Source organism: Tenacibaculum sp. 1_MG-2023, from assembly GCF_030547425.1.
Classification (GTDB): Bacteria; Bacteroidota; Bacteroidia; order Flavobacteriales; family Flavobacteriaceae; genus Polaribacter.
The window spans coordinates 154,369-174,495 of record NZ_JAUORH010000005.1 but is presented as its reverse complement, the minus strand read 5'-3'; the positions used below and the strand labels follow the sequence as shown (position 1 = coordinate 174,495).

Here is a 20,127-nt window from a genome sequence, read left to right as displayed (position 1 = left end):
TATGTTTTTACCTTCAAATTGTTCCATTTATCAGTATTTTAAAGCAAAAAAATACAGATTTTAAATTAATAAGTCAAAAAGTTTATTTAAAACTCTTTGGATGCCTATTAATTTGTAGGTCGTTAATAGTAGCATTTTCCCATTGTTTGATGTCTAACCCTAAAGCGGTATTAATTTGTTTTAATTTTTCAAGACCTTCTAGTTGATTGTCTTTTTTACAAGGAAACCCAAATTCAAATACCAATTTCCCTTGTTGGTAAAATCCAAAAAGATAGGTTTTATAACCACAACTTACCCAATAAACAGCAGCTTTATACTTGGTGTTCTTTTCATATAAAAATGTTTCAGACAAATTAGCTGTATAAACTTCATTAGAGGCATTAACACCAGAAAATATAATATTGCCTCGTTCGCTATAATAATCTTTTAAAAATAATTCGGTTGGCTGGTATAACAGCATTCCATACATAAACGATTCTCCCCAAAGCGTGTCTTTAAAAACGACAGTTTCTTCTTCATATACATTGGCGTGTTCTTTGCTGGTGTCTTTTTTAAAATCATTAAACTTTCCCATAAATGGAAATACTTGTTCAAGATTCGTAAATACGTAGCTATTATCATTATTATCAATAACCCACTCGTTATTAAAGGGTGCCTTTTGTAGCCAACCTTTTAAGTTTTTATTGGTAAGATTTACTACGTCATTATCCCAATCTAAAGGCTTTTTTGTGTTGCAAGACATAAAAGCGAGTATAATTGTAAAAAGTAGTATGATGGTTTTAGTATTCATAGATGTGTAATGTATGTTAGTTAAATGAATTATAAAATTGTTTTTTATTTCGGTATTTTTTTGAAAATTTCGTTCACGATAGTCTGTCTATCGTTTTTATGAAATTCTTTCAGTGAAAGTTTAATTTTTTTAGAAACTTTTGTTATAAACACAATTTTTTTCTTTTTTGGGTCAAAATGAGCGTCCTGTAGTTCGTTATATTTTATAAGGCGCTTGCTCTGTAATGGCGCAGTGTTAAACTCTAAATGGGTTGTATTTATAATAAGCGCTTTATGGCTTTTTTGCCAAAAGTACCGTAATATTAAAACAATAATCGGGGCTATTAGCGAAAGACTCATGTGTCCTGTTTGTTTAAAAGATATATACATAGAACATAAAATAAATATAATAAGCCCTGGTATTATTTTGTTTGTGTTTTGATTCAGTTTGTACGTTTTCATTTATGGTTTGTTTACAGATTCAATAAGTTTGTTGGCACCTAAAATTCCGATAACTCCAATAGGAATAAATATAAAGCAAGTGTATTTAAATAGTTTTGCTCCAAGTAGAGTTTTATTGGTAATCATAGTAAGCAATAAGCCTACAAGATTTATAGCTAACGGAATAGTACATAAAAGAGCCACTTGTTTACGTACGAGGTCGCCATCCATAGCAAATGAAAGTACAATGATGCAGTGAATGGCAAAAGCAATATACATGCTAATTGGTGTTTTTTTAGTTGTCATAAATATCCTGTTTTTTGTGAACCCAGTTTTTAAAATGTGAGTCGTTTGTGCTTGTAATTTCGTTGCCTGTTTTTGGTATGCTAACCTTAAACGAGGTTTGCACCCAATCTTGAAAATCTAGGTTCACAGATTCGTCGTCATCTGCATCATTCCATTGATAGGCAGTTTTTGTCATGTCAGCGTTTCCTATTTCATCGTAGCCAATGGCTAGCAAACGTAAAAAATCAATAAATGAGGTTGCTAATATGCACAATGCATCACCTTCAGAGCCTAAATGCACAATTTTTTGATTGCCATCATCATCTAGCCAAAAGGCATAAATAGAACCATCTGGTCCGAGCCCAAAAACACCAAAACGGTCTGAAATAGCGGCATTATCAAACCAACTTTTTATACTGTATCCATCATCAGCTTGTAGTTCAAAAAGACCGCTAATCGGGTAGTCGTTTTCATCAACCCAATCACATAATAGCTTTAGTTCTTGTGGTATGGTTATAGTTTTAGGAATTCCTTTTTTAATGCGGGTGTATAAATCCATTTTTATAATATTTCATATAGCTTTTGAGTTCAAAATTAGGTATGAAATAAAGCCTGTATATCCCTAAAAACAGTGATTTTATTTTTTGTAAGTTCAATGTATAAATACCAATTACTTATATTTCCTCGAATAGAATTAATTTACAACCCTGAAGCAACAAGAAAATAATGAGAAATTCGTTGGAAAATTACCTTACAGAAGGTGATTTGTTAACACCTAAAGAAATAAAGGACTCCTTGTCTTTTTTTAAAACAAAACAACTTAAAAAGAATGATTTTTTTGTAAGAGCAGGAGAGGTGTGTAATTATATTGCTTTTATAAATAAAGGAGCTGTTAAAACATTTTCTTTAGGCGATGAAAGCATTACGTGTTTTAAGTTTGAAAATCAATTTATGACCTCTTATGAGAGCTTTATGACTAGAACCCTGTCGCACAAAAACATTCAAGCTATAGAGAATTGTGACTTACAACTTATTTCTTATAAAAATTTCAAACAATTATTAGAGCGTATTCCTTCTTGGAAAGCTTTAATGAACGGGCAACTAGAGCAAGAATATTTAGAAAAGGAACACTATCTCATGCATTTTAATAACAAAACAGCAAAGGCAAAATACATACAGTTACTTGAAGCCAATCCAAAACTTATTTCGCGAACTAAATTAGATGACTTAGCATCATATTTAGGCATGACTCAACGTACACTTACCAGAGTCAAAAAAGACATTTTTCAAGAAACCAATTAGGACAAATGTACTTATTCTGATAGCTTACTTGCCATACTTTTGCTTAAAAACATAACATAATGAAAACCGTAGCAAAAGATGTGTACCACATTCCGTTAATGCCTAGAAATGGTATAAATTGTTATATTATTGAAGGCGTATTAATTGATTCTGGAATAAGAAGTTCTTATAAAAAAATAGCCAAAAATGTTACTGATGTCCCAATACATTTACATGCACTAACACATGCTCATGCCGATCATCAGGGTTGTAGTAACGAAATTTGTAGTCAATTTAAGGTACCCTTATATTGCCATGAAAAAGAAGTAGCTAGAGCAGAATCTGGCTTAGCAACAAAAGATTATCCAGCAAGTCAAGGTATGATTGCAAAATTTCAGCAAAAACATTGGGCAGGTAAGGGGCAAGAGGTCTCAAAACACTTAAAGAAAATGATTACATTGAAAGTTTTAGAGTACTTGAAACCCCAGGACATGCTGATGGTCATCTCTCATTTTTTAGAGAAAAAGATGGTGTGTTAATTATTGGTGATGTGGCAACTAATATGAATTTATTAACCACCTTTACAGGGTTGCATTTACGGCCAAGTATGTTTACAACAAATCAAGACGTGAACATCAATTCGTTAAAAAAATTAAAAGCGTTGCACCCTCAAATTATCTGTTTTGGACATGGTTCTGTTTTGGTTAACAAAAACAAAAAGTTTGAAACCTTTGTAGATAAACTTACCATCTGATTTGATGATAAGTTTTTTTACATTGTGGCTTGAAAAATAACATTTTGATATACTTGTGCATTTCCTTTTTTAATGGAATTTTCTATTGAAAGTAACTTACTCATAAATCAAAATTTATTTTATAGTTCTTCATCGGTTACCAAGCTTGTGATAAGACTTTCGAATGAATTGGCAAGAAAATACATGTTTTCTAAAACCGCTTCTTCATTGGTAAATAGGTATTCTTCTTCGTGTTTCCAAAAGTAAACAGCCCCATTCGTATTATTTAATGAAACATCCAAGCAAATTTGGTTTCCACCAGGGTCATCTCCAATAGCAAGGAATCTTTTGGGTATGCGACCGTCGAATATTTCAATATTCCAAACTAGTCCATTTTTGCCTTTCAATAAACCATTCAACCAATTGATTACAATAATACCTAAATCTGGGTTTTTAGTAAACAAGCATGGTTCAGGAGAGCCGCCATTATGGTTGAGTAAAAACTTGAAATAATCGGTTGGTAAATGTATTTTGTAGTTTTGTTCAAATGCAAGAACTTCGGCTTTGCTTGGTTTGTAATTGGGACTACGATAGGTTACAGGATGTTTTTTCATGGTTTTTAATAATTCAATTCGTTAATTTCATTTATGCATCCTTTTATAAGCGCTAGTAAACTAGGATATTCATGGTTTTTTGTATAACTTATATTTGAAGCATCACCTAAACAGAATTTGCCATGTACCCATCGTAAGGTGTTACAATCGTTTTGCCCAAGCCAAAGTTTACCGTCTTCCCACCACTCAAAAATACTTTCATCAGTACAGGAATGAAATTCTAAAACGACTTCATATCTAAAATTATTAGCTACAGTACATAGATCCAGTAATTCGTCAATAATCGTTTTATTAACTCCTAAAGCAATTGCACGATATTTGAAAGCTTCTAACTCTTTTTGTGTCGCTGGAATCAATGCGCTTCTGTGTTTTTCAGGAAGTGCGTGCAATAATTCCTTTATTTCATTTTGTGCGTTAGTCGTACTCATAACTCATATGTTCACCAAAAGTATTTGCACAGGGCTTTAACCATTGCTGCATTTTAGATTTCTTTTTTAAATACTGTTTTGGGTTTATTCCTACTGTGCTTATATCAATATGGCGTATAAATTTCACATCAAGAGCTGTTTCTAAAGCAGGTATCATAAGCGGAAATTTTGTATAAGATGTTAGTTTTGGCCACGGTATTAGTCTGCGATATTTAAGCTGTTGTGATTCTACCGTTAATCCACTCTCGCGCCATTGCACTAAAAAAAGTTGGTCTTTTCGTTCTAGTTGTGCTACCCAAGACCCTGTAATGTACATGCTTAATGTAAGTTTTAAATCTTCAGGTTTTAATTGGTTACGGCTGTAAAGCCAATGTTCTATGTTTACCGTGCTCATGGTGAGTGTCATGCCCCAATATTCATTACTGTATTTAAGGTTTAAGGATGAAAGCCAGTTTTCTAGAGATGCTTTATTCATTAGTTCTGTAGTTTTTTATTTTCTTTAAACAGATGGTATCTAGATTGCGAATTGCACCTTTTCTAGCGCCGCCACCTCGAGTATTGATAAATGAAATATAGGTGGTTTTATAACCTTCTTTTTTTATAGGAATGTTATATGCAACAGGAGGGGCTTCCATAGTGAATAGTTCTGAAAGCAAAAATTGGTTGTAACGCTTTTCTGGAAGATAAAAATAGCCGTTGCTGTCGGTTTTTGTTGTTCCAACAGTACAATTTACAATAGGGGGTTTTTGCATGTTGGCTATCGTTTCATAGAGCGCATGTTGCTCTAATCTAGAGATGCAACTAGAGAGTGTTACTATAAATACGGCTATGGCGATTGCTTTGTTGCTAGTCATTTGTCACAGTTGTTAGTTTCAAGGGGTCTAATCACTATTATCTTAAAATATCTTTATCAGCCTCTAAATAATTGCATATTTTTTCAAAGTTTAACCAGTGTTGTACGTTGCCCTCATGATCAATCATATGTTCTATTAGTTCAGGTTGTAGCACCTTTGTATAGAGGAGTGTATTTTTATCCTGCCAATGGCAATTTTTGTGTGCTTTATAATTAGGGATTTGAAATCCCCTATAATCATCAGTAAGCAGTAAATTGGTGTATAGATTTTTTGTGCTGATGCTACCGTGATTGTAGTATGCGATAAAGTTTTCAGTTACGTGAATGTCATTGGTTACATAAATTTCACTACCCGAACAAATACAATTTTTAGCGCGTATACTTCCTAACACGACTAATGTGGTATTAATGTCTATTTCAGCATTAATGAGCAGAGAGTTTACGTTTAAATTACCATTAATAACCAATGCGTTTTCTGAAATTTCGTCGAGGTCCAACGTGTCAAAAACAACATCATGGTTGTAGTAAATTGCCGTGGGTTCTGGGGTTTCAAAAGCAACATTGTTAGAGGTAAAATCTTGTGCATTTTTGTTAGGAAGCAAGTTTTTTATTTCACGAAACATGTCTTCCATTTCTTTTCTTCCTTTTGGGCTTGTGTTGTATTTGTACTCTTCAACTAACGAAAGTGTTGGGAAGTTTGGAAGTTTTTCTGCTAATTTTACAAGGCTTATTGTAATCATGTGGTTTCTATTTTAGTACGCCGTTAGACTACTATTAGCAAATTGATGTGTTTTAAACTCTATAAATCGCTTGTTTATCATTTTTGTTATTGCTTCTATAGTTTTTAAGTTAATCGGAATATTTTTTAATGCTTCTTGAGCCTTATCTATCTGGTAGTTATTAAAAAGTTTTTTTTCGTTTAAATAGACATGGGCAATATCACGTTGGTAAACAATATCATAGTCACTTAAATTATGTATTCTTTTATAAAATTTTGCTCTGTGCAAAAATGTGCGACATATATATACCCGTTTAAAAAGCTCTGTGTGATGAATGCTACTAATGTATTTACGTCGTTCAACGCTTTTTGCGCTAGTGCCTTTTGTTGTAAACTAGCTCTAAAAAGCTGATTTTCTATGGGCCAATACACAAAACCAAGCGTTGCTAATCTCTCTGGTGATGTTATAAAATTGTTGATACTTTCCTTAGCTAAAGGATCAAACAAAATGAACAGAATTTCGTTTTCAACAATAGTTGTTTGAACAGTTTCTACCTGTTTGCTATTTGTATTGTACTCAATGTATTGCTGAACACCTTTCGGGCTGTCTATAACTTTGTGCCATGAATAAAAACTTTCTGAACCGTCATTGTTTAACCAAAGGTTGCTTATATCACTACTTTTTCCCGTTGGTTGCCCTAACTGTGTTTCTAATTGTTTGTAAGAATCGTTGAAATGTATAGGAAACTTAAACTGACTGTTTTGTTTTGAACAAAATACACCACTTATTCTAAATACATAACTGCCCTTCCTTTCGGCTGGAATAGGTGGGTAATCTGAATTGTTTATTTCAATATTCAATACGACTTCTATACCCAGAATTTCATTTGTTAAATGAAGACCAGATTTTCTTGTTTCGCTATCATATCTTGCGGTATCTTTTTTGGGGTATTTTATTTGATACGTTTGTAAAAAAAGTACAGCGTCTTTATCTCGTATTGACTTGCCTAATACTTTTATGATATCTTCCAAAGGGTCTTGGTTTTATTTAATGATTAAGCCGAGGAATAAGCTTTTACAATCTTCTCACAAGGTTATGGTAATTTGGCTCATTTATTATTGTAAGCTAAAAAAGCTATCAAAAATGTCTATTCTGTTATTGTATTTTACTCGATAATCGAGATTTGAAGGCTCCGAGGCTTGCCCTAAAATCAAAATCAAATTTCTATACATGGCTCGTGTGCTTGCACTGAGATGGCTTACTCCTTTTTTTGAACTATTGTAGTGGTCATGGCAATATTGTTTATGCCATTTGCGCGGTGTGGGGTAAGCTTGGTTTCTAAAATATTGCTTCTAATCCATTGAGCATCTGTTTTCGTTAAATAAGCTCTTGCAGTAATAGTATAGTTACTTTCTTTTCTTTGTTGAAATAATTCGTGTTCTTCCCATGAACTATTGGTGTTTAATTGAATGGTAGCACCATCCTTTTTTATAAGTGTGTTAGGTGTTAAACGTCCTTCTGCATAGTTAAAGGTTTGGTTTAAAACCATAGTTAAATATTTAGGATTGATGTAAGTTTTTAACTCCAGAATAGGGTCTCCATGTCGTAAGTTTACTTTGTTTTTGTAATCCTTCCAAGGAATTTCTCCCGATAAAAATTTAAAGGTACCATCGGCTGTTCTTTCAAATAGAAATTGTGTGTCTTTGAGTTTTTTGTAATGTGCTAACCACTTGTTTAACTTTTCTTGTTTCTCTTTTTTAAAATACACTTTTCCAAAAGAGCCTTTGGTATTCCCTGTGGTATCTATGCGGCTGTCATAAACAAATGTACAAATGGGAGAAGGTACTTGTATGGAAAACTCATTTAGCTTTACAGTATATCTGTTGGTCTTGTTTTTAGCGATTTCTAAATTTAATTCATGATTGATAATAGAGGGATTGTATGAAGATATATATGTTTCACCTGTACCTTCTTTCCTCTCTATTGTAAGAGTATAATTACCTTTTATAGTGTTTAATTGTGATACAGAAATGGTGTTTTTTGCTTCGTTACTTTTGTTATTAACATCTTTACAAGTTATTACTGTTGTAAAAAGCAGTAAAAGGGGTAATAATTGATTTATAAAACTTTTCATTGTGAATCGGTTTGTTTTAAAATTATATGTTGTTAAATAGCGTCCTTATTCTGAACAGTTGCCATTTTTTAAATTTTCAAATGTTGGGTTGTAACCATTAAATTTTGTCCTAAATGATGTTGAATTTTGATTTTCTTGCGCAAAGCTTGTTAAAGCACAGAAATTAGTAAGCGAATTGTTAGAAACCACATCAATTACAGAGGCGTTTTCAAGGCTATTTATGCCGTTAAGATTTTTTAAGTTAATATTATTTAACACCAATAATTTAGAAGTTTCTGTTAAGTTTTCCAATCCAGATAAATCAATTAAATTCTTATTGTCGTTTATAAATAATTGCCCTTTAATTATTGTTAATCCATTGAGACCTGTAAATGAAGTTAAGCTGTCATTATTGATAATATTAACGTTTGTTAAAACCAGTGATACATTGTCAAGACCTGAAATAGAGGTTAGTTCAATATTATCCTTAATTGATATAAAATCTACCTTCTGAATATTTTCTAAACCCTCTAAAGACTTTAAATTGTGGTTGTTGTTTATGATAATGCCATTTACTTCTTCTAGGTTTTCTAGCGCTCTTAAATCTGTAATTTCATAGGTGTTTTTTATAATTAAATTACCATTTATAGTCTTTAATGCTTTGGTTTTTGGAGTGCTTAAATCTTTTAAAGATCGGATTTCAAGATCACCTTCTAAATGTGTGTTCAGTTTTTTTATTGAGTTGTCGTCACTGCATGCAAGCAACGTAAGTGAGATTAAAAAAAGAGTAAGTCTTTTCATTTTTAACTGGTTTGTATTATCAACCAAAAATAAAAGTATCAGGTTAGATATGATTCCCTGAAAACAGGGATATTATATAAAGCTTTTAGAAATATAGGTGTATGTAGGCATAAGTTAATCTCATATAATCGTCAGTTACAGGATTAAAGATAGTGCTTTGAGTTAAGTATTGACTTTAGAAACTTCAATTTGAGTGGATTCGAACATGATTGAATTTGCCATAATTGCGGTTATATATTATTGGGCAATGTGTTTTTATTACGTATATAAATTTCAATGGCTTTTTTGTGAAAATCTCTAAATTCGTTTTTGTTGTTATGGCTCATAAGAGATTCTTGAATATTCAGCATATCTACACAATAGGTTTTAGAGATCCAATAGGCGAGCTGTTTTAAATTATAAACTATCTTGCTTATTCCTAGTTTGATGCGTTTTGTGTTTTGATATGCTTTGTCGGTTGCTGTAATCACTTTTTCTTAATTTTTTGAAGCCCTTGTTTCTGTGATTGCTTAAAGCTTTATCGCTACTTTTGTTTTAGTTTTAACCGGTGGTTTGTTTTTTGCTTAAAATCGCTTTGCCATTGCTCTAAATTAAAATGATACCTTTCTTGAAAAGATGTTGTTTCTCTATTCATCATCAGGGCGTAATTTTGTTCCATAATTAAGGCTTTGTCAATGTCTTCTATGACGTTGAGTTCCGAGAGGATTTCGCTAATTATCGTATAAATTTTATTTTCTTTCACGCCCCCAAAATGAAGGTCAAAAATATTTCTGTTTTTAATTAACGGATGCTGTTTTAGCGCACCAACAGGATGTATGTTTTTAAGCGTATATAAGGCATTTTCTGATGGATGCTGTATTGCCCAGTTAGAAAAAATAGCATTTATGATACTTTTTTGAAACTCTAGTTGATTACCATCTTTTTCATGTAATAAGGCTAATTTATACCAGTTCTCACTGTATTCACCAAAAACATCAGTGCTTTGTTTGTAATATGCCAATGCTTGTTTGGTTTGACTTTGTTTTAATTGATTACCGCCTTTTTTTATGAGATTTAGAACAAAGGCGTCATCATCTATTTCGTCTTCTCCCCAGTCATAATCGTTTAACTGATACCATTCTAAAAATTTATTCAAGCCAGAAAACCTTGGCATTATGATACCTTCATCATGTAGTATTTCACAAATAATTGGTTCTTGATGTTCTTTTCCAAATTCCCAATACAAGCCAAAATAATCACCATTGCCAAAGCTGGCTTCTTCAAATTTTTGAAAACCATTTGGAGGGAAAGGACCTATCTCTTTATCCTCAATTAAAGTAATCTTATCAATATTCTCAGGTAGCTTCATGGTATTGGAGTTACTTAATGTTTTTGTAAATGCCTATGTTTAAAAGGTTACTTCCTCTAACTTCTAAATAATAACCTCTAAACGGTAATACCCGCTCTTTATAATCTTTATAAAGACTTGGATTAATCTCTGCATTAAACAACAGTTGTAGATTCTCGTTGAATGTTTTAAGAGAAATGGAATGGTTTTGTTTGTTTAATTGAAAATATTTCTCCGATGGAAATCTGCTATAGCTTTTTATCCAAATGGTGCCTTCTTGTAATTCTCCGTCTTTAAATACAGCTTTGTATTTGGGCTTATTGTTGCGATACTGAATAACTTCCCCTTGAAGTTGATCGTAAATTTCGGTATATGAAAGCAATTTATTGTTTTTTAAATCATAAACAGTAACCTGTTTTGTTGCTTTATCTTTATGGATGGTAATGGTTTTAATAGTTTGGTAGGTGTTGTTATGTGTTTCTACATCTGTATGGTTTGTTTCTTTAACAATACTCCCGTTTTTATATACCTTTTCATCGTTAAACCTATTAACAGTAACACCTTCAAAAGGCTTGTCGTTTTTATAGAGTAGACGATAGGTTTTATTGGTTTTCACATTGTAGCTTGTTGAATAGCCTTCACGTTTACCATTTTTGTATAACACCTTAGAAATTTCTTTGCCTTGTTTGTTGTATTTAATGGTGTATCCATCACGTTTGCCATGTTTGTAGTTTTCTTCTTTTTGCTTGACTTTTTTTGACTTATAAGAAGTTCTAACACTTCTCCATGTAATAAATTTTCCGTGTTTTTCTCCATTTTCATAATAGCCTTGTTCGCGGATGGTTTTTTCATCACCTGTATAATCTACATATTCACCGTGTTTTTTTCCATCTTTTACTTGGGTTTTTCTGTTGTTTTTATAATCGTACACCACACCAGACCATGGTTTTCCATTTTTAAATGGGGCTTTAGCTATAACAGTGCCTTTTTTGGAGTAAAATATTGATTCGCCATTGGCAGTAACATCTTCTCGAAGTACACTTTTGTACGCTTTGAGGTTGCTGTCATACACACGCTGATACCGTCTTCCAGCGATGAATTGTCCGTTTTTTTGCGTGCTAACTTCTTTAATAGCATCAGAATTTTCATAAAATTCATAGAACGTACCTGTTTTGGTTTGGTAGTTGAATTCTGAAATTTTATCGCCATTTTTATTAAAAAAGATGCCTTTTTCTTTTTTTCCAGTAGCAGGATTAAAAAACAGTTCATATTGTTTGTTGCCATTGCTAAAATAAAACGTGTGTTTTAGGGGTTCTTCGTTTTCGTTATAGCGTATATGCTGCTTAAAACGCTTATCTTTTATATAATCAAAAGTTGTTTTTTGTGTTTTTTTATAGTTTTTAAAGGTTGTTTTACCTGCAATACGTTGATTAAGGTCTGGAGTCACCAAGGTTCCTTCAATAGGTATTGGTACGTATTGGCCAGTTTCTAGTCTGTCTGGAATAAACTCACCTCTTCTTAAGTGTACTTTTAAGGTAGTTATGGGGGTACCAAGCGTGTCGTGGTAGGTAATTACAGAATCTTTTAAGGTAGAGAATAACTTTCTAGAGTTTATGTAAGGTATGGTTGCCTTTATAGGAATGTTATTTTTATAGGTGATGATTTGATTGTATTTATTACGAATGGTACCATTTAATTCGTTGTTATTTTTTGTGAATTCCCCTATTTTCTTGCCATCGTCCGTATAGCTAATTGTTCTTGTAATCTCGAAATCGTCATAAAAATTTTCACGTATTAATACGCCACCATTATACTCTTCGTCTTTTATAAGATATTCACTATCGTACGTTTCAATTTTTTCAATTGTTTTTCCGTCAGGATAGAATGTATAGCGTTTTCCGTGATAATAAAGTAATTTGTCCAGCTCACCTTCATATTGCAGTTTGCCCATGACTTTGCCTTTTTCATCATAATAGGTTTTAACTTTTTGAATGGTGTCAAAACTGCTGCGGGTTTTTCCGCTAGGATAATAGGCGTGAGCGTACATAGGGTAATCATCTTTAACGGCTATTATTTCTTTAGGACGCATGGGTTTATTATAATAGATAACCCTTATGCCATGTGCTTTGCCATTTATTGGTAAATGATAGGTGCCTAATAGCTTACCGTTAGTATCGTAATACATTTTTTTATAGATGTGTCCTTTTTTATAGTAATATTCTTTGCGTGCACCTTTTTTATTGGTATCGTATAGTATTTCTTTTATGTGATGGTTATCTTTATAAGTAATCTCACGGACGCTATAAATGCAGTAATCATCAGCACCAGTTTCTTTAACATATTCAACTCCAGCTATTGTTTCATTAGTATTGCTATCGTCACAATCATCATATCTATAATAGGTACTTACACCGTTTAGCTTGTTGTTTTTATAGGTTTGCATTTGCATTATTTTACCATCAGATCGGTACCAAGTAGCAGTACCTTCTAAATGCACAGAATCTTTAAATTTTGAAAGTCCCGTCATTTGTAGTTTACCGTTTATATAGTAGTCATTTATGCGGTATAGGTTGCGTTTTTCTTTTTTTGCGTGTAATCTGTAAAAGTGGGCTTTGTCTTTTGTGGTTTTATCCCAACTACCATTAAACCATATAGTATCTTGTTGTGCAAAAACGGTGACAGTAAAAAGCGTTATTAGTAGGGTTGTTATAGGTAATTTCATCTGTTAATATTTATTTGTTTTTTATGGTCAGATGGAATTCGCCATTGAACATATCGGTTGGTATCAAGATTTGTTATGGCTCATTTCATTAATATAAAAAATTATTAAACCATTTATTTTGAGTTGTTTATATTGGTTATTCTTTTTTAAATGCCCATTATGGGCTTTCATATATGTAGATTCAAAATAAACAGTTAATTTAATATTGCGATGTTATTCGCATAGAGGTTGTTGTAAAGTTCGTTAAACAGTTTTACAGCCCAAAAATAGCGTTCGGACTGATTGCTTAAAATAAGTTCCATCTCATCGTTTTCTTTTGAAAAGAACACCAGATAATCTGCTGAATATGATTTGTAATAAAACATATCAAGACCTACTTTTATGCCTAACATTGGCAGTATGTCTTCTTTTACATTTTCTTGATTAAGATGACGTACATAAAACTCAAAAGGTTGGTTAGGGAATCTATGTGCTTCTTCATATGAGCAAGTAGCAAACCTATCGTCGCTTATAATTTTACGAAGTTTTTTAGAATCTATTTGTGGGTAATAAAACTCTAAATTTTCTAGTCCTCTTAAGGTGCGTTCCCATATGAGCTGTAACGGATTATCTGGTTTTAAGAGCAAACTATTGTAATTGCTATTATTGATAAAATGTTGCTGTGTTTCTTGTTGTTTATATTGGCTATCAGTGGCTAGGGTATATTGTATAAAAAGTTCATTCGTCTTGTTTCCGTCCCATAAAAGTGAACTTTCTTCATCCTTGTTTTTGATTTCTATTAAGTAGGTTTTTTTAGGTTTGCTAAAAAGTCGTTTTAATGGACTTCTAAATTCGTCTTTATCGTCCTTCAAAATTTCTACCTGTTCTTCTAAATTATTATAAAACCAGTAACTAGTACGGTTTTTTAAGAGGTAACTGTTTAAAATTCTAAAAAAGTTGTTATAGCTAATAGACCGGTCTGTAAAAATTCTAGGCACTTTATCCTGTTTTTCATGGTAGAGTAGTGGGAGTAGTTCAAAGGCGTCTTTTACAGGGATAGAGGTGTCTTCTATAACATCAGACACCTTAAAATAAGGTTGTTGTAAGCATAAGCTGTTCAGTTTGGTTATATCACTAAAAGCTATGGGTAAAAATATAAAATCGTCAGCATTTGTATCTATAATCAATACTTTTTGGTGGTGTTTTTTAAACAATGAATTTAGGTAATTATAAACATCACTTTCATCAGGTTCTTGGTCATATTCGTCATCAGGATAGGGTATTTCTTCTTGATGAAAAAAGGTGTAAATATCTAGCGCATCAAAATAATCAAACGCATAGTCATTTACATAAATCAGCTCTAATGCTTCAAGCTTTTCTGTAATAAAAAAAGTGATTTTTTCAGTAGTTGTATGTTCCCAGTCTGGGTACTCTAATTCAAGAGTACATTTTTTTCTGTTATAAAAAATGGCTTCTAAGTCACTCATTACATCTGGGGTAAACTGTGATTTAAAAAGAAGTTTACAAATACTATGTAACGAATTTAAGTGTTTTTTTTTTGTGTCCATTAAACCAATCATTTAATTTGAACAACAAAAATGAAACAATTAATTAATCTGTATATCCCTGTTTATAGGGAAATGGTAAGGTCTTACTTTTGTTTGTAACAAATAAAAAAAATGGAGAATAGTTTTTTTTAAAACTCCAAACACTGGAGAAACCTATTCCGTTATTGCATTATTAGGGATCGCTAGGCTTTCTGCCGTACAAAATTTAAAACGTCCTACTATATTCAGATCTAATAATATGGAATTGTGGTATGCAGGAGGAAAAAATGTGAAAAAATTGGATTATGGGGACACCAGAGGACTACCTGTCTATTATTCGTGTGACTGGGATTACGATGATCTATTTATTTTTTCTCCATTAGTAATAGAAGTAGGAAAAAGTTCGAACCAAAAATTTTAGACTTAATTTTATTTTTGTTAAGTATTAGATTTTTTTTATTGAATGTATTGTTGTTTAGGTGTTTATGGTTCGCTTTTCTCTGCTGGTTTTTCTAAATCTTCTAAAAAATGATTTGGAAATTGTATCGGGAAGCTCACTTAAAGCTTCACTAGAAATAGTGAGGCTTTTTTGTTATTTAAAATTATTTTATTTAGTTATCAAGCTATTTTAAATAACTATACAGTTCGAATTATTTTCACTCATAAAAAGAGTTGTTCCTAGGGTAGGGGACTTTACCTGATAATTAAGGTGAATTAAAACTAGCACTCGTAAAAATCATTTTTTTTTAGTAAATTGTAAGAGGTTAGTGTGTTGTAAATCAGTTTGTTTAGGTGTCTCTTCAAGTCTATTGCCTTTTAGCTATGAAGACAGTGCTGATATAACCCCCATATTTACTCGAAAAAAACATTAGAATTAATTTATTAATAAAACTGAATTAAATGTAATACATGATTGCAAAGAAGTCCCACCCAAACAAAGAAAATAATGAAAAAAGTAGCTACCCTCGTACTCTTAATTTTAAGTGTAACAACTACAGCACAAGTAGGTATAGGAACCTTAACACCTAATCTATCTGCCCAATTAGAGATTAAGTCAAATACAAAAGGTTTATTAATACCCAGATTAAATATTGATAATTTAAGCACAGCTTCACCTGTAAGTAGTGTTACTGTTAATGAAAGCTTATTAGTTTATAATACGAATAAAAATTCAGGAAAAGGTTTTTATTACTGGAATGGAATGCTGTGGGAAAAAATAGTAGATATAACCACAGCTTCAAATCTTATTGCTACACAAGCGGATAATCAACAAATAACAAGTTTTTTTTTAAACAGCTCTAATACTCTAACTATAGAGTTAGAAAATGGAGGTTCACAGTCAGTTGATTTATCGTCTCTTTTAGGCGATAATGAATTACTAACAGGAGAAGGATCGCCCATTAGTAACTCTATAGATCCAGTTACAGGCGCTTTATATGTAGATACTAACTCTGGGGAGGTTTATAGCTCAGACGGAACCTTATGGGAGTCAGTAGTGTCATCAGGAACCGATGGGAAATCGGCCTATCAAGTCTGGTTAGATGCCGGAAATACAGGGACCGAAACGGACTTTATTACTTCTTTAAAAGGAGACACCGGAGTAGCAGGAGCTGATGGGCAAGATGCTGCTTTATCAGGGGTGGGAAACCCTAATGGAACAGTTACAGGTATTGCAGGTCAGGTTTATACAGATACCGTTTCGGGAATATTATATAAAACTAGTGATGGAAATACATGGGGAGTTGTTGATTCAGATACGCAAGATTTGAGTTTAAGTGGGAATACCATTAGCTTAGTTAATGGAGGAACTGTTGATATGGGAGCTTCTTCTTTAGCAGGAGATGTTGCCGGAAACAATGTTTTAGCTACAATTAACCAAACAAATATTGCAACTATTAATTCTTATTTAGCAAGATTAAATAGTATAAGAATTGTAAAGAATCCAACAAGTAGCACAACTATTAATAATTCAGATGGTACAGTAATAATTGAACAAACAGGCCTAATAAATCTTGGACTAGGAAAAGATATAACATTACCAACACCAAACAGTAGTAACCTAGGAAATAAATTAGTGATTGTTAATAGAGCGGGTAATGGGCTTTTAATTGGACTTTCAGTCTCCTTAAATTTAAATATAATAGGCGGAGGCTCTATAAAAGGATCTGGATTGAGTTCATTAGGTACATCCTTGTTAGGAATTAATTCTTCTATAACAATACAATGTGGTTTTGATGGAACAAACTACTATTGGTATAAAATTGATAGTACTTCTTTATAATAAGCAGATAATTATGAAAAAAATAATAATATCATCAATAATTATGTGCTTTGTTATAGCTGTTAAATCTCAAGTGGCAAGTATTGGATCCTTTTATGTTTCAGAGAATACATTGGTAAGTGTTTATGAAGATGTACTTATAAAAGATTATGGGGCAATTACAAACGATGGAGATTTGTATTTATTTAAAAACTTTACTAATAAAGGGAAATTCAAATTTTCTAATAATAAAGTAACAGGTTACACAAGTTTTGTCGGTAATGATAATCAAACTATTTCAGGTAAAGGAACTTCTAGCTTTATGTTTGTAGAATTCGATAACACATCAACTGATTTGGCTTTTAATTTAGATAAAGAAATAGAAATAAATGGAACTACATTTTTTGAAAATGGAATTATAGAAGTAAGTGAAAAAGGTATAGTTACTTATTTAAATGGAGCAACGAACATAGGAGTAAGTAATAAGAGCTATGTAAATAATAAAGCACAAAAAATAGGAAACGAAAGTTTTACTTTTCCTATAGGAGATTATCAATCAAAAACTTTTGTGCCAAGAACGGTAACTATTTCTGCTCCTTTAAGTTTAAGTACAATTTTTTTTGTGGCATTTAATTGGGAAAAGGCAAATATTGATTTCGATAAAAAAGAAGAAGATATTGGTTTAATAGATATGAATGAGTTTTGGGATATTCAAAACAAATCTAATGATGAGTTGGTAAACTTAACTTTAACATGGAATATTGTAACAACTCCTGAAGATGTTTACTCAGACCCAAGTAAACTAATGATAGTACGGTGGAATGGAGAAAAGTGGATTAAAGAAAGAGAAAATATAAAGATAGATGCTTCTAACAAAAGTATAACCGCTAAAGTTTCAGGTTATGGTGTTTTTACATTAGCAAATGATAAAAAAAGAGGGACTATTGATTCAGTTATAGACTTTTCTACCTCTAATTCTTTTTCTCCTAATAATGATGGTGTTAATGATGAATTTGTAATACCAGATTTGGCAGAGAAGTATCCTAAATTTAAAATGAAAATATATAATAGGTATGGAAGTGTAGTATATAGCTACAGTAATAATAATGAGTTAAATCCAGTTTGGTGGAATGGAAAGTCACAAGGTAAACTAACATTAACTGGAGATACAGAAGTAATGCCAGCTGCAACTTATTGGTATGTAGTAGATTTTAATGACGAAAAAACAAAACCATATCAAGGTTGGTTATATTTAAATAAGTAGCTATATGAGAAAGACGGTACATAAATTATTACTAGTTTTTTTGGTATGTATGAGTAGTGAAAATTTTGCACAGCAAGATCCTCAATACACTCAATATGTTTATAATATGGCAGTTATTAATCCTGCCTATGCAGGTAGTAAAGAAGGAATAAGTTTAGGATTACTAGCACGATCACAATGGGTAGGTGTTAGTGGAGCTCCAAAAACATTTAGCGGATTTATACATAGTTCTGTAAGTAGAAAAGTAGGCTTGGGCTTATCTTTAATTCATGATAAGATAGGGCCTGTAAGTGAAACACATGCTTATGCAGATTTTTCCTTTACAATTAATACATCAGAAAAAGCTAAACTAGCTTTTGGATTAAAAGCAGGAGCAACTTTTCAACAAATAGGACTGTTAACATTAAACCAAGTAGAATCGAACGATACTAAGTTTAATCAGAACAGTAATAAAACACATCCTAATTTTGGAATGGGAGTATTTTATTACCAAGAAAAATTTTATTTGGGAATTTCTATACCTAACTTACTAGAAACATTGCATTTTGAAAGATCTAATGGAAAAATAACCAAAGCATCCGAAAAGATGCACAGTTTTTTAACAGCAGGATATGTGATAGATTTAAAGAATAATTTTCAGTTAAAACCATCAACATTAGTTAAGTATGTAGACTCAGCACCTTTATCATTAGACTTATCATTAAATTTATTGTGGAATAATAAAGTGGAATTCGGAGTATCTCATAGGTTAGATGATTCATGGAGTGGAATAGTTAGTTTTAAAATAAAGAAAAATCTACAAATAGGTTATGCGTATGATCATACTATATCTAACTTAGGAGAATTTAGTTCAGGGTCGCACGAGTTTTTACTATTATTCGATCTTAAATTAAGAGAAGATACTTATAAAAAACCAAGATTTTTTTAGAAAGTAATATGAAAATTATTTCATAAATATTTGGTTTTAACTTTATTTATATCAATTGTTTATGTTTTTTTTTGAGTGGGGGAAAAACACTTGTATCAAAATTATAGTCATTAATACTTTGTATTATTACGCTCATAGTTTTTTTAAATGAAAAAGAGAAATAAGAGTTTAACTTCGTTACCACTAACTAATTAAACTTTTAAATTATGGCAACTACTGCAACACAAAACCCAGTAATTAACCAACAAGGTTCAGCAGCTATAGATTCAGGTCAATTCGCAACCTGGAATACAGCAAATGGTTCTACTTCTACTTTAACTGTTTCTAATCCAAGCAGAGCTAACACCTTATCATTAGGGATTACAGGAGCTCCTGATAATGGGATTATTGTTCAAGTAAATGGTGAAAGTAAGTCAACACTGAATAACTTTTATGAGATTCCACCTAATACGCCTTCTTATGTTATTAAGGCACAAGGTAATTTTGGAGGAAAGATTGTTACTATTACTAACAATACGAACGCTCAGAATGATGCAACTGCAGAAATTCAGGCGCAAACTACACAAGGTTAATAAAAAACAAGGATTGTATATTTTATATATAATCCTTGTTTTTTTTGTATTTACGAGTAACACAGCATTTTCTCAAAGCATTACAAAATCCAAACTGGATACAATTGTGCTTTTAAAAAATGAATATGCTGTATTAGATACCAATAATGGGTCTCAATGTATTTGTTATATTAATAATATAAGTAAGGCTCAGCAAGCAACTGTTGTTAACACAGGAGATACTAATAATGTAAAATTTAATGATAGTACTTCGTTTAATGGTATCCATATTTTAAAGATTAGAGAACAGCTTATAGCTGTCGCTGATTTTAAAGGGAGTCAACTGATTGTATCCAATTTATCACCTTACGATGTAATAGTAATTGTATCTATTTTATGTCCTAAGGATGATTAGTTTATAGTGTATCACGATGCTTTTTTGGGGGTGTTTTCCATTCCTTAGTTTTGATACTCATACTTTATTGCACTACCAAGTTATTTTACACACATATT

The 20,127-nt window shown here is 31.8% G+C and carries 23 protein-coding genes; 8 read left to right on the top strand and 15 right to left on the bottom strand.

Features of this window, described 5'->3' with window-relative positions:
• Positions 1–82: 82 nt before the first annotated feature.
• From Q4517_RS05615 to Q4517_RS05600, 4 genes are read right to left on the bottom strand one after another with little or no spacing between them, the layout of a single operon-like run.
• Positions 83–790 (bottom strand): hypothetical protein, encoded by a 708-nt coding sequence (locus Q4517_RS05615; protein ID WP_303507179.1) that lies wholly within the window; start codon positions 788–790, stop codon positions 83–85.
• Between the two features lie 44 nt (positions 791–834).
• The gene (locus tag Q4517_RS05610; protein WP_303507176.1) at positions 835–1,230 is read right to left on the bottom strand and encodes a hypothetical protein; all 396 of its coding nucleotides are present in this window, start codon (positions 1,228–1,230) and stop codon (positions 835–837) included.
• Positions 1,231–1,515 carry a hypothetical protein gene (locus tag Q4517_RS05605; protein ID WP_303507174.1) on the bottom strand — a complete coding sequence of 95 codons (285 nt, stop codon included), beginning with the start codon at positions 1,513–1,515 and terminating at the stop codon, positions 1,231–1,233.
• Positions 1,505–2,053, bottom strand: coding sequence for a hypothetical protein (locus Q4517_RS05600; protein WP_303507172.1), 549 nt, complete (start codon positions 2,051–2,053; stop codon positions 1,505–1,507). Before Q4517_RS05600 ends, Q4517_RS05605 begins: the two co-directional genes overlap by 11 nt.
• A gap of 167 nt (positions 2,054–2,220) precedes the next feature.
• Between Q4517_RS05600 and Q4517_RS05595 the strand changes: the two genes are divergently transcribed.
• From Q4517_RS05595 to Q4517_RS15450, 3 genes are read left to right on the top strand one after another with little or no spacing between them, the layout of a single operon-like run.
• On the top strand, positions 2,221–2,796 hold the full coding sequence (locus Q4517_RS05595; RefSeq protein ID WP_303507171.1) for a Crp/Fnr family transcriptional regulator: 576 nt from the start codon (positions 2,221–2,223) through the stop codon (positions 2,794–2,796).
• A 59-nt stretch (positions 2,797–2,855) separates the two neighbouring features.
• Positions 2,856–3,314 carry an MBL fold metallo-hydrolase gene (locus Q4517_RS05590; RefSeq protein ID WP_320244240.1) on the top strand — a complete coding sequence of 153 codons (459 nt, stop codon included), beginning with the start codon at positions 2,856–2,858 and terminating at the stop codon, positions 3,312–3,314.
• Positions 3,233–3,529, top strand: a complete 297-nt coding sequence (locus Q4517_RS15450; RefSeq protein WP_368506462.1) for an MBL fold metallo-hydrolase — start codon at positions 3,233–3,235, stop codon at positions 3,527–3,529. Before Q4517_RS05590 ends, Q4517_RS15450 begins: the two co-directional genes overlap by 82 nt.
• 119 nt (positions 3,530–3,648) lie before the next feature.
• Here Q4517_RS15450 and Q4517_RS05585 read toward each other — a convergent pair whose 3' ends face one another.
• The 11 genes from Q4517_RS05585 to Q4517_RS05535 all read right to left on the bottom strand — a co-directional run bounded on the left by Q4517_RS05585 (position 3,649) and on the right by Q4517_RS05535 (position 14,632).
• Positions 3,649–4,122, bottom strand: a complete 474-nt coding sequence (locus Q4517_RS05585) for an SMI1/KNR4 family protein (protein WP_303507169.1) — start codon at positions 4,120–4,122, stop codon at positions 3,649–3,651.
• Positions 4,123–4,127: 5 nt separating this feature from the next.
• Positions 4,128–4,550 carry a hypothetical protein gene (locus tag Q4517_RS05580; RefSeq protein WP_303507167.1) on the bottom strand — a complete coding sequence of 141 codons (423 nt, stop codon included), beginning with the start codon at positions 4,548–4,550 and terminating at the stop codon, positions 4,128–4,130.
• Positions 4,537–4,944: a hypothetical protein gene (locus Q4517_RS05575; RefSeq protein WP_303507165.1), complete on the bottom strand. Its 408-nt coding sequence runs from the start codon at positions 4,942–4,944 to the stop codon at positions 4,537–4,539. Before Q4517_RS05575 ends, Q4517_RS05580 begins: the two co-directional genes overlap by 14 nt.
• Positions 4,945–5,017: 73 nt before the next feature.
• Positions 5,018–5,404, bottom strand: coding sequence for a hypothetical protein (locus Q4517_RS05570; RefSeq protein ID WP_303507163.1), 387 nt, complete (start codon positions 5,402–5,404; stop codon positions 5,018–5,020).
• Between the two features lie 37 nt (positions 5,405–5,441).
• Entirely contained in the window at positions 5,442–6,143 is a 702-nt protein-coding gene (locus Q4517_RS05565; RefSeq protein WP_303507161.1) for a hypothetical protein, read from the bottom strand.
• 227 nt (positions 6,144–6,370) lie between these two features.
• The gene (locus Q4517_RS05560; RefSeq protein WP_303507159.1) at positions 6,371–7,153 is read right to left on the bottom strand and encodes a hypothetical protein; all 783 of its coding nucleotides are present in this window, start codon (positions 7,151–7,153) and stop codon (positions 6,371–6,373) included.
• Positions 7,154–7,380: 227 nt separating this feature from the next.
• Entirely contained in the window at positions 7,381–8,256 is an 876-nt protein-coding gene (locus tag Q4517_RS05555) for a hypothetical protein (protein WP_303507157.1), read from the bottom strand.
• A 45-nt stretch (positions 8,257–8,301) separates the two neighbouring features.
• Positions 8,302–9,036, bottom strand: coding sequence for a hypothetical protein (locus tag Q4517_RS05550; RefSeq protein WP_303507155.1), 735 nt, complete (start codon positions 9,034–9,036; stop codon positions 8,302–8,304).
• 523 nt (positions 9,037–9,559) lie between these two features.
• Positions 9,560–10,384, bottom strand: coding sequence for a hypothetical protein (locus Q4517_RS05545; protein ID WP_303507153.1), 825 nt, complete (start codon positions 10,382–10,384; stop codon positions 9,560–9,562).
• Positions 10,385–10,394: 10 nt separating this feature from the next.
• Entirely contained in the window at positions 10,395–13,085 is a 2,691-nt protein-coding gene (locus Q4517_RS05540; RefSeq protein WP_303507151.1) for a toxin-antitoxin system YwqK family antitoxin, read from the bottom strand.
• A 194-nt stretch (positions 13,086–13,279) separates the two neighbouring features.
• Positions 13,280–14,632 carry a hypothetical protein gene (locus Q4517_RS05535; protein WP_303507149.1) on the bottom strand — a complete coding sequence of 451 codons (1,353 nt, stop codon included), beginning with the start codon at positions 14,630–14,632 and terminating at the stop codon, positions 13,280–13,282.
• A gap of 925 nt (positions 14,633–15,557) precedes the next feature.
• Between Q4517_RS05535 and Q4517_RS05530 the strand changes: the two genes are divergently transcribed.
• From Q4517_RS05530 to Q4517_RS05510, 5 genes are all read left to right on the top strand, one after another.
• The gene (locus Q4517_RS05530) at positions 15,558–16,892 is read left to right on the top strand and encodes a hypothetical protein (protein ID WP_303507148.1); all 1,335 of its coding nucleotides are present in this window, start codon (positions 15,558–15,560) and stop codon (positions 16,890–16,892) included.
• Between the two features lie 13 nt (positions 16,893–16,905).
• The gene (locus Q4517_RS05525; protein WP_303507146.1) at positions 16,906–18,135 is read left to right on the top strand and encodes a gliding motility-associated C-terminal domain-containing protein; all 1,230 of its coding nucleotides are present in this window, start codon (positions 16,906–16,908) and stop codon (positions 18,133–18,135) included.
• A 4-nt stretch (positions 18,136–18,139) separates the two neighbouring features.
• On the top strand, positions 18,140–19,063 hold the full coding sequence (locus Q4517_RS05520; protein WP_303507144.1) for a type IX secretion system membrane protein PorP/SprF: 924 nt from the start codon (positions 18,140–18,142) through the stop codon (positions 19,061–19,063).
• Between the two features lie 206 nt (positions 19,064–19,269).
• Positions 19,270–19,635: a hypothetical protein gene (locus Q4517_RS05515; protein WP_303507142.1), complete on the top strand. Its 366-nt coding sequence runs from the start codon at positions 19,270–19,272 to the stop codon at positions 19,633–19,635.
• On the top strand, positions 19,592–20,029 hold the full coding sequence (locus Q4517_RS05510; protein WP_303507140.1) for a hypothetical protein: 438 nt from the start codon (positions 19,592–19,594) through the stop codon (positions 20,027–20,029). Before Q4517_RS05515 ends, Q4517_RS05510 begins: the two co-directional genes overlap by 44 nt.
• The last annotated feature ends 98 nt before the right edge of the window (positions 20,030–20,127 follow it).

Bases quoted from the DNA above. Each gene is read 5' to 3' on its own strand.
- Q4517_RS05615 (WP_303507179.1), bottom strand. From the start codon at position 790: ATGAATACTAAAACCATCATACTACTTTTTACAATTATACTCGCTTTT.
- Q4517_RS05610 (WP_303507176.1), bottom strand. From the start codon at position 1,230: ATGAAAACGTACAAACTGAATCAAAACACAAACAAAATAATACCAGGG.
- Q4517_RS05605 (WP_303507174.1), bottom strand. From the start codon at position 1,515: ATGACAACTAAAAAAACACCAATTAGCATGTATATTGCTTTTGCCATT.
- Q4517_RS05600 (WP_303507172.1), bottom strand. From the start codon at position 2,053: ATGGATTTATACACCCGCATTAAAAAAGGAATTCCTAAAACTATAACC.
- Q4517_RS05595 (WP_303507171.1), top strand. From the start codon at position 2,221: ATGAGAAATTCGTTGGAAAATTACCTTACAGAAGGTGATTTGTTAACA.
- Q4517_RS05590 (WP_320244240.1), top strand. From the start codon at position 2,856: ATGAAAACCGTAGCAAAAGATGTGTACCACATTCCGTTAATGCCTAGA.
- Q4517_RS05585 (WP_303507169.1), bottom strand. From the start codon at position 4,122: ATGAAAAAACATCCTGTAACCTATCGTAGTCCCAATTACAAACCAAGC.
- Q4517_RS05580 (WP_303507167.1), bottom strand. From the start codon at position 4,550: ATGAGTACGACTAACGCACAAAATGAAATAAAGGAATTATTGCACGCA.
- Q4517_RS05575 (WP_303507165.1), bottom strand. From the start codon at position 4,944: ATGAGCACGGTAAACATAGAACATTGGCTTTACAGCCGTAACCAATTA.
- Q4517_RS05570 (WP_303507163.1), bottom strand. From the start codon at position 5,404: ATGACTAGCAACAAAGCAATCGCCATAGCCGTATTTATAGTAACACTC.
- Q4517_RS05565 (WP_303507161.1), bottom strand. From the start codon at position 6,143: ATGATTACAATAAGCCTTGTAAAATTAGCAGAAAAACTTCCAAACTTC.
- Q4517_RS05555 (WP_303507157.1), bottom strand. From the start codon at position 8,256: ATGAAAAGTTTTATAAATCAATTATTACCCCTTTTACTGCTTTTTACA.
- Q4517_RS05550 (WP_303507155.1), bottom strand. From the start codon at position 9,036: ATGAAAAGACTTACTCTTTTTTTAATCTCACTTACGTTGCTTGCATGC.
- Q4517_RS05545 (WP_303507153.1), bottom strand. From the start codon at position 10,384: ATGAAGCTACCTGAGAATATTGATAAGATTACTTTAATTGAGGATAAA.
- Q4517_RS05540 (WP_303507151.1), bottom strand. From the start codon at position 13,085: ATGAAATTACCTATAACAACCCTACTAATAACGCTTTTTACTGTCACC.
- Q4517_RS05535 (WP_303507149.1), bottom strand. From the start codon at position 14,632: ATGGACACAAAAAAAAAACACTTAAATTCGTTACATAGTATTTGTAAA.
- Q4517_RS05530 (WP_303507148.1), top strand. From the start codon at position 15,558: ATGAAAAAAGTAGCTACCCTCGTACTCTTAATTTTAAGTGTAACAACT.
- Q4517_RS05525 (WP_303507146.1), top strand. From the start codon at position 16,906: ATGAAAAAAATAATAATATCATCAATAATTATGTGCTTTGTTATAGCT.
- Q4517_RS05520 (WP_303507144.1), top strand. From the start codon at position 18,140: ATGAGAAAGACGGTACATAAATTATTACTAGTTTTTTTGGTATGTATG.
- Q4517_RS05515 (WP_303507142.1), top strand. From the start codon at position 19,270: ATGGCAACTACTGCAACACAAAACCCAGTAATTAACCAACAAGGTTCA.
- Q4517_RS05510 (WP_303507140.1), top strand. From the start codon at position 19,592: ATGATGCAACTGCAGAAATTCAGGCGCAAACTACACAAGGTTAATAAA.